This is a genomic window from Pseudomonas sp. BJP69 (assembly GCF_007633355.1).
GTDB lineage: Bacteria > Pseudomonadota > Gammaproteobacteria > Pseudomonadales > Pseudomonadaceae > Aquipseudomonas > Aquipseudomonas juntendi.
On record NZ_CP041933.1, the window covers coordinates 132,205 to 144,526 of the forward strand.

8 protein-coding genes are annotated in these 12,322 nt (G+C 60.7%); 2 read left to right on the forward strand and 6 right to left on the reverse strand.

Translation table 11 applies throughout. The annotated features are described in order from the left end of the window. Positions 1 to 73: 73 nt before the first annotated feature. The 4 genes from FPB55_RS00630 to FPB55_RS00645 form a co-directional block, all read right to left on the reverse strand. Positions 74 to 2,560, reverse strand: a complete 2,487-nt coding sequence (locus tag FPB55_RS00630) for a TonB-dependent siderophore receptor (RefSeq protein ID WP_144187337.1) — start codon at positions 2,558 to 2,560, stop codon at positions 74 to 76. 122 nt (positions 2,561 to 2,682) lie between these two features. Next, positions 2,683 to 3,651 carry a FecR domain-containing protein gene (locus tag FPB55_RS00635; protein ID WP_144187338.1) on the reverse strand — a complete coding sequence of 323 codons (969 nt, stop codon included), beginning with the start codon at positions 3,649 to 3,651 and terminating at the stop codon, positions 2,683 to 2,685. Between the two features lie 4 nt (positions 3,652 to 3,655). Continuing rightward, positions 3,656 to 4,159, reverse strand: a complete 504-nt coding sequence (locus FPB55_RS00640; RefSeq protein ID WP_144189578.1) for a sigma-70 family RNA polymerase sigma factor — start codon at positions 4,157 to 4,159, stop codon at positions 3,656 to 3,658. Positions 4,160 to 4,266: 107 nt separating this feature from the next. Further along, positions 4,267 to 4,956 (reverse strand): GntR family transcriptional regulator, encoded by a 690-nt coding sequence (locus tag FPB55_RS00645; protein WP_009685655.1) that lies wholly within the window; start codon positions 4,954 to 4,956, stop codon positions 4,267 to 4,269. A gap of 204 nt (positions 4,957 to 5,160) precedes the next feature. Here FPB55_RS00645 and lapG point away from each other — a divergent pair, with 204 nt between their 5' ends. Continuing rightward, the gene (gene lapG / locus FPB55_RS00650) at positions 5,161 to 5,922 is read left to right on the forward strand and encodes a cysteine protease LapG (RefSeq protein WP_172828432.1); all 762 of its coding nucleotides are present in this window, start codon (positions 5,161 to 5,163) and stop codon (positions 5,920 to 5,922) included. Positions 5,923 to 5,932: 10 nt separating this feature from the next. After that, entirely contained in the window at positions 5,933 to 7,879 is a 1,947-nt protein-coding gene (gene lapD / locus FPB55_RS00655) for a cyclic di-GMP receptor LapD (protein ID WP_144187339.1), read from the forward strand. 100 nt (positions 7,880 to 7,979) lie between these two features. Here lapD and FPB55_RS00660 read toward each other — a convergent pair whose 3' ends face one another. Both FPB55_RS00660 and FPB55_RS00665 read right to left on the reverse strand, forming a co-directional pair. Further along, positions 7,980 to 9,356, reverse strand: a complete 1,377-nt coding sequence (locus FPB55_RS00660; protein WP_009685658.1) for an HlyD family type I secretion periplasmic adaptor subunit — start codon at positions 9,354 to 9,356, stop codon at positions 7,980 to 7,982. Further along, positions 9,346 to 11,502 carry a type I secretion system permease/ATPase gene (locus tag FPB55_RS00665; RefSeq protein ID WP_029886243.1) on the reverse strand — a complete coding sequence of 719 codons (2,157 nt, stop codon included), beginning with the start codon at positions 11,500 to 11,502 and terminating at the stop codon, positions 9,346 to 9,348. Before FPB55_RS00665 ends, FPB55_RS00660 begins: the two co-directional genes overlap by 11 nt. Positions 11,503 to 12,322 lie beyond the last annotated feature (820 nt).

Consider the following 12,322-nt stretch of genomic DNA (forward strand, 5'->3'; position numbering starts at 1 on the left):
AATGCAGACAGGGGCTTTGTCTTTTCAGGTACAGGGGCTGTGGTGAAAGTGCCAAACAGCCCTGGCCATCTGCCTAGAACTGATAACTCACGGTTGCACTCACATTGCGCTCTTCACCCATGTAGCAGTAGTTCAGGCTGGCACATGAAGTGATGTAGCTTTCATTGGTGAGGTTATTGGCATTCAGGCGCACATCTAAACCGGTCAGGCCGACCTTGCCCAGGTCATAGCCCACGGAAGCATCGAACAGCGTGTAGGAGGGCACCTTCATGCTGTTTTCCGCATCCACCCAGCTGTAGCCCACATAACGCACGCCGCCGCCCAGCCGCAGGCCATCCAGGGCCCCTTGGTGGAAGTTGTAGTCAGCCCATAGCGAGAGCATCTGCTTTGGCGCCTGAGTCGGCGAGTTGCCCTTGTTGTCCAGGTTACCCGACACCAGGCTCGGCATCGACTTGGAATACTCGATATCGGTAAAGGTGTAGCCACCCAGCAGCTTCAGGCTGTCGCTGAGCTGCACATGTGCCTCCAGCTCCAGGCCCTGCGAGCGCACTTGACCTACAGCGCGATAGAAGTCTTCGTTCGGTTGTTTCGACGCCAGGTTCTCTTGCTCGATGCGGAATACCGACGCGGTGAACAAATTGTCGCTGCCGCTGGGTTGATACTTGATGCCCGCCTCCCACTGCGTACCCTCGGTAGGTGCCAGAGGCCGGCCATCCTGATCGGAGACGGTATTCGGGTTGAATGACTCCGAGTAACTGACATAGGGCGCAATACCATTTTCGAACAGGTAAAGCACGCCGGCACGCGTTGTGAACTTCGAGCGCTGGTCATTCACCTTGGTATCACTGTCACGGTTCTGTTCGGACACCTTCACCCAGTCCTGACGCAGCCCCAGGGAAAAGCGCCACTGATCAAGCTCCACCAGATCCTGCAGGTATACCCCCGTTTGCTGCAAACGGCGCTGATAGCGGTTTTCTCCCAGCAGCTGCAGGTTGCCATTACCGTACTGCGGGTTGCCGGCGTCCAACGGGTTTACGGTACCGTAACGCCATTCAACGTCAGCTTTGCGCCGCTGGTAGTCCGTGCCCATTAGCAGGGTGTGCTTGGCGGCGCCGGTGAAGAATTCTGCCTGCAGCATGTTATCGATGATGTACGAGTGCAGCCGCTCGTCGCCGCCGGTGTAGGCGCGGTTAAGGATATTGCTTTCGGCATCTGCCCAACCGGCGGAATAAACCTGGTCCATCGACACATCGGAATCCTGGTAACGGAAGTTCTGCCGAGCGGTGAAGATGTCATTGAAGCGGTGCTCGAACTGATAGCTGAACGACTGTTGCGTGCGTTCGTAGCTGTCGATACCCGTTTCGCCTTCAAAGAAGTGATCGGAAAGGCGCAAGCCATTACGCGGGTGCAGCATGCCGTCTGCCGGGTTACCGCCGTGGTAGCCGCCGTTGGGGTCGTGCTGCAGATAGGCCTGCAAGGTCAGCGAAGTATCTTCGCTGAAGTCCACGCTGATCGCGGGAGCAATGGCGTAGCGTTCTTCCTTGTTGTGGTCGAACTGCGTATCAGAGGCATCCGCCAGGCCCGTCAGGCGATAGGCGATACGCTGGTCTTCATCCACCGGGCCGCTGAAATCGAAGCCCATGCCGCGCTGGCCCTGGGTGCCGACCGTAGCTTGTACCTGATGGTAGGCGGAAAACAGCGGTTTCTTGGTGGTCAACGCGACCAGCCCACCTGGTGAGCTGCGGCCGTACAGAACCGAGGACGGCCCCTTGAGGATGTCGATGCGCTCCAGGAAATACGGGTCCACCTGCATGGTGCTGTAGGTGCCGTTGTCGCCCATGGATTTGAGCCCGTCGACGTAGATGTTGTCTACCGAGCCGTCGTTGAAGCCGCGCATCGCCACATAGTCATAGCGGTGCGTGGCACCGTAGGGGTTGGTTAGCACCCCGGGTGTATATCGCATGGCCTGGGCGACGGTCTGTGACCCTTGGTCGTCGATCTGCTGGCGGGTCACCACAGACACCGATTGCGATGTTTCCACAAGCGGCATGCTGGTCTTGGTCGCCACTTGGCTGTGGGTCGCGTTATAGCCCTCGGTGCTACCCAGCGCATTACCCAGGCTGAAACCGCGGACGTCGGTGTCTGGTAACGACAACGCTGCGTCCAGCGGCTGCGCTTGCAACACGTAGCTGTGCCCCCCTTGGCTGACAGCTCGCAAACCACTGCCATTGAGGAGTTGGCGCAGAGCCTGTTCGGTGGCGTATTGCCCATTGAGGCCACTGGACTGCAAACCGTTGGTGAGCTGCGGCGTGCTCGACAGTGTGATGCCGGCTTGGCGGGCGAACTGGCTGAGCACATCGTCCAGCTGGCCTGCAGGTATGGAATAGTGCTGGCTGACCTGGGCTGTTTCCGCCGCCATGGCGGCCAGTGGAATAGTACTCAGGCCCAGGGCCGTGCCAAGTACAGCTGCCCGCACTGCATTGCGTAACAATGCTGAGTGCAAGACAGGTCGAAAATCATTCGCGTTGAGTGTGCATACGTGCACGGTGTCGTTAGACATGTTCAAGTCCGTAGGGCTGTTGAGGGCGGAAGGTGTTGCTTACTGTCCTAGCCGGACTTCCATTCAAAACCCGCCAAAATACCTGGCACCGCCCTACGGCCACACCTGCATGTGCCGCCTGCTCAAGCCAGGCTTTCCACGCGGACCCACCAGCGTGTGCGTTGGCGCAGCCTCACTGGCAGCGTCTGGGGGAGTAGCTGCAGCAAAAGCTCCGGGTCTTCAAGGCGGAAGACCCCTGAGAGGCGCAAGCCGGCAACCGCTTCGCTGCAACCCAGGTAACCACGGCGATAGCGGCTGACCTGCGCGAGGAAGTCCGCCAGGCGCATGTCCCGGGTAACGATCAGTCCCTCGCTCCAGGCCATTGCGTCCATGTCCACGTGCTGCAGACGCTGCGCACCCTGTGCGTCCAGGCGCCAGTTCTGGCCGCTTTCGATCCACTGCAGCGGGCCGGTACCAGGCTGGTGGATCGCTACCCTGCCAGTGCCGACGCTGACGTGCGTACAGTCGCTGTCCTGGCGTACCACGAAGTGCCCGGCAAACCCTTCAAGCAAGGCATCGCGGCTTTGTACCAGCAGAGGGCGCTGCGCCGTGGTTGCCTGGCCGCAGGTAATCATCATTTCCCCCTGCTTCAGGCGAACCAGTCGCTGCTGTTCGTCGAAGGCCAGGTCTACGGCGCTGTCTGTATTGAGTTGCATCAGAGTGCCATCTGGCAGCGTGAAGCTGCGGCGTTCACCCATGCTCGTGGCGTAGTCGGCGGCCCAGTAGCTGAGCCCATCCAGGTCTCGGCCCAGCCATGCCGCTGCGCCGACCATGGCCGTGCCACCCAGCAGTTTCAGCGCCTGGCGACGGTGCAGCCGACGCTGGCTGGTTTCAAGGGTCTGCAAGGCCAAACCGGCACCGGGAATGCCGCGCAGGTCGAGATCCTGGTGCATCTGCATCACCCGTTGCCAGGCTTGCTCATGCTCTAGGCGGGCCGCGCGCCACTGCACGCATTGCTGTTGCAGGGCGGCATCGTGCCCGTTCTCGCGCAGCCTCAACATCCAGTGAATGGCCTGCTTGACCGCTTGTGTTCCGGGTTGTGCAGCAGCCATGGCGTCAGCATTCATCCTGATAGCGCAGCACGTAGCAGTGGTAGAGCGCATCGGCGATGTAGCGCTCCACGGTACGCACGGAGATACCCATCTGGTCAGCGATGACCTGGTGCTTCAGCCCCTCGCACTGGGCGAGCAGGAAAGCCCGGCGCACTTTGGGTTTCAGGCCATCGAGCATGCGCGCGATGCGCTCCAGCAACTCCAGCAACAGTTCGCGGGTTTCAGCCGCAGGCGCCAATGCTTCTGGCAGATGGGACAAGGCCTCGAGGTACGCCTTGTGTAGCTCCTCGCGACGCCAATGATCGATCACCAGCCCGCGTGCAACTTTGCGCAGAAACGCACGTGGCGTGTTCAAGTGCAGTTGCTCACGGCGCTGTAACAGGCGAAGGAAGGTGTCCTGGGCCAGGTCGGCAGCATCAGCGGCGTTGCCCAGCTGGCTGCGCAGCCAGGCATGCAGCCAGCCGTGGTGGTCACTGTAAAGCGTTTGCACGGAGTCGTCGCTGGGCATGGGCGAGGTATCAACAATGGACATTAATGATAATTAGTCTCATTGTTGGCGGTGGCGCCATAATTTGCAACCTGTGCGTTTTCCAGCGGCGCATTGGCGGACGCACACTAGTGTCGCGGTTGGCCATCCAGGTATTTGCGGATCACCCTTGCGCCGCTGTTCAGGTGTCGCTCCAGCACGGCAATGGCTTCTTCGACGTGCTTGTCACTGGCTGCGTTGACCAATGCGTTGTGATCATCCTGGGTGAGCTTGCCCAGCCCCATGGAGGAGAGGTGGAAGCGCAAAAAGCGTTCCTCCTCGTTGAGCTCGTCTTCGATCAGGCGTAGCAACTTCTTGTTTTTTGCCTTGCTGTACAAGGCCATGTGCAACAGACGGTTTAGCCGGCCGATTTCAGCGTGGCGGGTTTCATTCTCCAACTGCTGGATGTAGCCGCGTGCCTGGGCGATGTCGCTGGGCTCCAGCAACGGGATGGACTGGCGTAGCGCCTCGCTCTCAAGCAGTATGCGCAGCGCGTAGGTGTCTACCGCGTCCTCGCCGATCAAGGGCGCAACCACGGCGCCCTTGTGCATTTCCACTTTCAGCAGTGATTGCGCTTCCAGCTGGCGCAAGGCTTCGCGTACAGGCATGCGGCTCACCCCGAACAAGCTGGCCAGCTCTTGCTGGCGCACGGCGGTGCCAGGGGGCAAGCGACCGTCGAGAATGGCACTGCGCAGGCGTTCTTCGATCACGCCACGAGCCTGGTGCGGCAACAGTTGCTCGCTGGCCAACACATTGCTCAGTTTGAGTTTCTCGGCCACGTAAAGCCTGCCTTAACGATGACTAAAGTTGGATCCAATTACACTAGTAACTGCCTGTCAGGGTGTCAAACTCGGTCGATAGCGCCAGTAGCACCCCACAAGGCGCGGCTATGGTGGATGAAGTCGCCTGCCAAAGGAAGCAGCCTATAAAAGGATATAGTCATAAAGAGGGTGCAAGCTGACCAGCGGGTGAATGATTGCAGGGTGCCATTGTCTTTTGCCTTGGCAAGCCCCACCATCGCTGCTTTCGACTGGCCTGAACAGGGCTTCGCAGTGGCGATATCCTGGATGCTCAAACGCCTTGTGCGACCTGCCTTCCTTGCCGTGCTGCTGGGCGGTCTGCTGCTGGGCGGCTTGCACGCGGATTGGGACTTTTCCCAGATCAGCCGCAAGTCCCAGGCTTTGTATGGCCCGCTGGGCGCGGGGCAGGGTCGTATCGACGCCTGGCAGCGCCTGATGGCAACGCAGGCCCAAGGCAGCGAGCTGGAACGGTTGCAGGTGGTGAACCGCTTTTTCAACCAGCAACTGCGTTATGTCGAGGACATCGACCTGTGGCAGGAGGTCGATTACTGGGCCACACCGGTGCAGGCACTCATCAAAGGGGCCGGTGACTGCGAGGACTACGCCATAGCCAAGTATTTCAGCTTGCGGCGCATGGGTATTGCCAGCGAAAAGCTGCGTATCACCTACGTCAAGGCGTTGCGGCAGAACCGAGCGCACATGGTCCTGACCTATTATTCAAGCCCACAGGCCCAGCCATTGGTCCTCGATAGCCTGATGGACGCCATCAAACCTGCCAGCCAACGAACCGACCTGTTGCCGGTCTATGCCTTCAATGGCGAGGGGTTGTGGCTGACGGGGGCCGCAGGCAACAAAAAGGTCGGTGATACCAAGCGGCTTTCCCGCTGGCAGGATTTGCTGAAGAAAATGCAGGCCGAAGGCTTCCCGGCCGAACCGGTCTATTGAAGGAGCACAGATGTCACTGTTCAAACAATTGCTGTTGGCCATTTGCCTGTTCCTGGTGGTCGCCTTCAGTGGCAGTTTCATGGTCAGCCTGGAAAGCTCACGCAGCCAGTATGTCAACCAGCTGCGCTCGCATGCCCAGGATGCGGCGACCGCGCTGGCGCTGTCGCTGACGCCGAACATCGACGACCCGGCGATGGTCGAGCTGATGGTCAGCTCAATCTTCGACAGTGGTTACTACGCAAGCATCAAAGTTGTCGACTTGGGCTCAAATGCGGTACTGGTGGAGCGCCACGCCGAGCCGGACCCCGGCGGCGTGCCACAGTGGTTCGTGCGCTTGATCGGCCTTGAAGCCGCAGGTGGCGATGCCATCGTCAGCCGCGGCTGGCAGCAGGCCGCGCGCGTCGAAGTGGTCAGCCATCCGATGTTCGCCATCGCCAAACTTTGGCAGAGCGCTCTGGGCAGCTTGGGTTGGCTGCTGTTGTGTGGTGCCGCCAGTGCCGTGCTCGGTGCCTTGTTATTGCGCCGCCAGCTGCGCCCGCTGGACTATATGGTCGAGCAGTCCCATGCCATCGCCCGCCGCGAATTCCTGAGCCTGCCAGAGCTGCCGCGTACCCCGGAGCTGCGCCGGGTCGTGCAGGCCATGAACCAGATGGTTGAAAAGCTCAAGGGGCTGTTTACCGAACAGGCCGAGCGCAGTGAGCGGCTGCGGGCAGAGTCCTACCAGGACAGCCTCACCGGGCTGTCCAACCGCCGTTATTTCGAGATGCAGCTGAACACCCGGGTCAGTAATCTGGAAGAGGCCCGCGCCGGCTACTTGCTGCTCTTGCGGGTACAAGGCCTGGCCGGTTTGAACGCCCGCCTGGGCGGTCAGCGCACCGACCAGTTGCTACAGGCGGTGGGGGAGCAGTTGCGCCGTACCTGTGCCAGTTTCCCGGAAACCAAAGACCTGATTTCCCGCAGCCGCGGCGGCGAGTTCGCCGTATTGGCGCCGAGCATGGTGCATGAAGAGGCGGTACAGCTTGCCCAGGCGCTGGAAGCGACCCTGCTCAGCCTGCATGAAACCGGCGCCAGTGATGTTCACCCGGTGGCCTGCATCGGCCTTGCACCCTATAGCCCTGGTGACGCGCCACAGGCGCTGCTCAAGCTCGCCGACGAAGCCCTGGCCCGCGCCGAGAACCAGCCAACCCCTGGGTGGGTGTGCCTTGAACAAGGCGTTGCCGCCGTAGCAGCGGACAGCCAGCATGCGTGGCACGAGCGCCTGGACCAGGCTTTCAACAATGGCCGCTTCGAGTTGTTCTTCCAACCGGTGGTGGACACCGCCACAGCGCAACGGGTACTGCACCACAAGGTGATTTCGCGCTTGCAGGACGGGCAGGGCGAGGCCTTGCCCGCAGGGCGCTTCCTGCCTTGGCTGGAACGCTTTGGCTGGATGCCGCGGCTGGACGTACTGGTACTGGAGAAAGTACTGGCCCACCTGCGCGGGCACGATCAGGTGGTGGCGCTCAACCTCTCCGCAGCCACCCTTGGCGACGCCAAGGCGCTGCAGCGGGTCTTCGAGCTGCTAGGCCAGAACGCAGCATTGGGCCCGCGCCTGGTGTTTGAAATCGGCGAAGAGCAACTGCCTGACCAGGCCGCCCTGGAACAGCTCACCCGGCGGCTGCACGGGCTAGGCTTCGGCCTGGCGCTGCAGCGTTTCGGCGGGCGCTTCAGCATGATTGGCAACTTGGCCCATCTGGGCTTGGCCTACCTCAAGATCGACGGCAGCTACATCCGTAACATCGACCACGAGCAGCACAAGCGGCTGTTCATCGAAGCGATCCAGCGGGCCGCGCACAGCATTGATTTGCCATTGATCGCAGAACGGGTCGAGACCGAAGGGGAGCGCAAGGTACTGCAGGAGATGGGCGTAGGCGGAATACAGGGGCAGCTGGTTGGCGAGCCTGCGCCCTGGCGCTGATCGCATCAGGGAGGGAGCAGCCTGGTGTTGTGAAAGGGCCGCAGTGCGGCCCCTGTCGCGACGCAAGGCCGCTCTTGCTGTTAGCCCTCACAGCCCTTGATCAGCGCTCGCGCAGTGCTTCCGAACGTGCCTTCATGATCGGCTTGAGCAGGTAGCTCATGATGGTCTTCTTGCCGGTCATGATATCCACCGTTGCCACCATGCCTGGGATGATCAGCAGGGGCTTCTCATCGGTGCCCAGGTGGCTGCGATCAGTGCGCAGCTTGATCAGGTAGTACGTGGTCTTCTTGTCTTCATCTGTGATGGTGTCGGCACCGATCTGCTCCAGCTTGGCCTTGAGCCCGCCATAGATGGTGTAGTCATAGGCTGTGAATTTGACTGTGGCTTCCTGGCCAGGGTGCAGGAATGCGATGTCCTTGGGCAGGATCTTCGCCTCGATCACCAGCGTGTCGTCCAGCGGTACCACTTCGATGATGTCGCTACCTGGCTGGATAACCCCGCCAATGGTGTTCACCAGCAGCTGCTTGACGATACCTCGCACGGGCGAGGTCACCAGCGTGCGGTTTACCCGGTCGTCCAGCGCTTTGCTGGTTGCGGTGGCCTTGTTCAGCTCGGTGCGCGCTTCGTTCAACTGGGTCAGCGCTTCACTGCGGAACTTGCCGCGGGTCTCTTCGATCTTGCTCTGCACCTCGCGGATGGCCGCCTCTGCGCGAGGAATGGCCAGTGCCGTGGAGTCCAGCTGACCACGGTTTTCCACTTCGGCACGGCGCAGGCGCAGCACCTCGACCTGGGAAATCGCGCCGGTGGCCACCAGCGGTTCAGACATGCTGATTTCCTTTCGCAGCAACTCCAGGCTGTTGGCGTACTGGGCGCGCTTGGAGCTGTATTCGCGCAGTTCCTGCTGGCGCTGGACCAACTGCTGCTGCAAGCCGCCAATCTCGTCCTGCAGCTGCTGGCGCCGGCTCTGGTACAGCGACTCTTCGCTGGCAGCCTGGCTGGGTGCCGCCTTGCGCAAGGCTTCGTCGATTTTCAGTGGGCTGTCCTGCACCTCTGCACTCAGGCGCTCGACACGCAGGGCCATGGCCAGTCGGTCGGCCTCGGTTTCACCCACGTTGGAGGCGAAGCGGGTTTCATCCAGGCGCAATAGCGGCTGGCCCACTTCGACAATCTGCCCTTCCTTGGCGAAGATCTCGGCGACGATGCCACCCTCCAGGTTCTGGATTTTCTGCACCTTGGACGACGGAATGGCCTTGCCTTCACCTCGGGTGACCTCGTCAATGGGGGCCACGCTGGCCCACACGATCAGGAACACGAAAAACAGGATGACGCCCCAGATAGTCAGCCGCACCACCCGTGGGGCATCCTCGATCAGGGCCTTGTTGACCTCTGGCAGCGGTTGGCCGCCCAGTGACTCGGAGCCTTTGAAATAGCGCCGCAAGCTATCCTTGAACTGCCCGATATCCAGCTTATGCAACACTGATCTGCCCCTTCTTCAGCGCGTCCATGACCGCGGCTTTCGGGCCGTCGGCGACAATCTGCCCGCGATCGATCACGATCAAGCGGTCTACCAGCGACAGCAGCGAGGCACGGTGGGTGACGAGCAGTACTGTCTTGCCTTCCACCACCGCCTGCAAACGTTGCTTGAGGCGCTCTTCACCGGTGTTGTCCATGGCACTGGTGGGTTCGTCCAGCAGCAGGATCTGCGGGTTGAGCAGCAGCGCACGGCCCAGGGCAACGTTCTGCCGCTGACCGCCGGACAAGTTCTGCCCGCGTTCGCCTACCTGCAGCTCATAGCCGTCCGGGTGCAGCCGGGCGAATTCATGTACGCCAGCCAGTTCAGCGGCCTGCAGGATCAGTTCGTCCTCGATGTAACGCGCACCGCTGACCAAGTTGTCACGCAGGGTGCCCGCCAGCAGTTGGATATCCTGCGGGACGTAGCCGACGTTATGGCGCAATTCGCTGACGTCGATCTGGCGGATGTCCACACCGTCCACCAGCAGCGACCCGCCGTCGGCCTCGTACAGGCCGACGATGAGCTTGGCCAGTGAGCTCTTGCCCGAACCACTGCGGCCGATGATGCCGACCTTCTCGCCGGGGCGTATGGTCAGGTTGATGTTCTTCAGCGCCATGTTCTGCTGGTTCGGGTAGGTGAAGTCGACCCCACGAAACTCCACGCTGCCCTGCAGTACCTTGCGGCTCAGTGGGCGCTCTTCGAAATTGCGCTCCTGCGGCAGCTCCATCATGTGGTCCGTGGAGACCATGGTCACCTTGGCTTGCTGGTATCGCGCGAGCAGGCCGTTGAGCTGGCCCAGCGGGCCCAGGGCACGGCCGCTGAGCATGTAGCACGCTACCAGGCCACCCATGCTGAGGTTGCCGTCGATGATCAGGTACACGCCGACGCAGATCATTGCCACGCCTGCCAACTGCTGTATCAGCAGGGTGATGTTCATCGCCAGGCTCGACAGCACCTTCACACGCAGCTCCAGACGGCTGAGGGTGCCAAGGGTCTGCTCCCACATGTATTGGCGTTCGCTTTCGGCATTGTTGACCTTGACCGCATCCAGGCCGGCCAATGTCTCGATCAGGCTGGACTGGCGCTCAGAGGCTAGCGCCATGGTTCGCTCCATGGTTGCCATCAACGGCCGCTGCAGGGCATAGCCGATACCCAGGGCCAGGGGGAAGGCGATGATCGGAATCCATACGAGGTGCCCGCCAATGATGGCGATCACGATCAGGATCAGGATCGTGAAGGGCAGGTCGATCAGGCTGGTCAGGGTCAGCGAGGCAAGGAAGTCGCGTAGGCCCTGGAACTCGTGAATGTTCTGGGCAAAGCTGCCGACCCTCGCCGGCCGGTATTTCATCGACATGCCGACAATACGTTCAAACAGCGTTGCCGAGATGATCAGGTCGGTTTTCTTGCCGGCCAGGTCCAGGCACAGGCCGCGCAGGCCTTTGAGAATCAAATCGAAGATATAGGCGCCGGCGATACCGATGGCCAATACCCAGAGCGTCGAAGTAGCTTGGTTGGGTACCACCCTGTCATACACGTTCATCACGAACAGCGGGGCGGCAAGGGCAATCAGGTTGATCACCAGGCTGGCGGCGATGGCATCGATGTACAGCCACTTGCTGCGCAACAGCGTGTCGCGGAACCACGACTTCGCCCGCGGGATCAGGTTGCCGTGGTTGACGTCGAACTTGTGCTGCGGCTGTGCGAAGAACACACGGCCGCTGTAGTCGCCGAGCAGGGCTTCGCGGCTGACGTGCACCTCGCCGCCGTCGCTTTCGCTAAGCAACAGGCGGGCGGTATCTTCGTTCTCCCAGCCCAGCAGAACGGCGCTGCGGCCCTCCTTGAGCAGCAGCATGGCCGGCATGGCTATAGTCGGGATCTGCTCAAGTTTGCGCTGCAGCAGGCGCCCTTGCAGGCCGGCGCGGGCGGCGGCGCGGGGCAGCAGCTCGGGGCTCAGGCGCTGGGCGGGCAGCGGCAGGCCTGTGGTCAGCATCACCCGGCTGGCGGGTTTCTGGTGCAGGACACACAGGCTCAGCAGACTATCCAGCAACGGATCGTCATGCTGACTGCGTGGATCGTGGCTGAGTTGGACTCGACTGACTTCGGATTCCACGCGGCGCTCTCTTCATCCTTGTGGTGGGTGGGATAGGTGGGCTGCCGTTCAAGCTCGGCCGGCTCACCTTGGCATTCTAGGGTGCTGCCAGGCAGTACTGATGGCGGTGTGATACCGCAGGGCTCGGGCAGATGGCCATGGTCGCCTTGAATCGTTACTGAGTAAACAGTTCTGCGTGCTTCATTTCGACCAGAGGGTGCCGTGCAGTGAATGTTTCATATTCTGACTTGGCCCGTCGTGGTTTTGACGCCTGAATTCAGCATAGCTTGCCCTTTTTTCATGGCATGTGGTCTTGGAAAACCAGTGTAGACATGGTCAGTAAGCAGGCGCTGTTTTATTGGCGTTTTCTCGTCGGTTGTTAGTCAAAATTCATCTATAAAAAGCAGCCTGCCAAAGCATCCGCGATCAATAATCGCAGCTGGGTTTCAATCCCTCCTGGCGCAGCACTTCGCGCCGATCGTTATCTCTTTGATTTGCACCAAGGAATGGCCCCTGACGGCGTGGCGCCAGCAGGTTGCGTGGTGGTCTGGCGACTCGGTTTTGCGAGGTTCGCGGCGTAGTTCGGCAAGGTTTATGCTTGCAAAGCGATAGCGTTGTCGAGTGATTGCAGGCGATTAGAATAATGGCGCCAGGTTGCTGCCTATCCAGTGGAAACCGGCCGTTGTGGCGCGGAAATAGTTAACCGTACTGCGCGCGAAACACCGGTTCGCTGACGTACGACATTTGTCCTGCGGATAGGCTTGGCTAAGGTACGAATATCAATGTGACATTACATTGCCGATTGTTTAGGATGGCCTGTATAAGGTCAATAGTTTGGCAG

Coding starts and splice junctions, on each gene's coding strand:
- FPB55_RS00630 (WP_144187337.1), bottom strand. CDS start 2,560: ATGTCTAACGACACCGTGCACGTATGCACACTCAACGCGAATGATTTT.
- FPB55_RS00635 (WP_144187338.1), bottom strand. CDS start 3,651: ATGGCTGCTGCACAACCCGGAACACAAGCGGTCAAGCAGGCCATTCAC.
- FPB55_RS00640 (WP_144189578.1), bottom strand. CDS start 4,159: ATGCCCAGCGACGACTCCGTGCAAACGCTTTACAGTGACCACCACGGC.
- lapD (WP_144187339.1), top strand. CDS start 5,933: ATGTCACTGTTCAAACAATTGCTGTTGGCCATTTGCCTGTTCCTGGTG.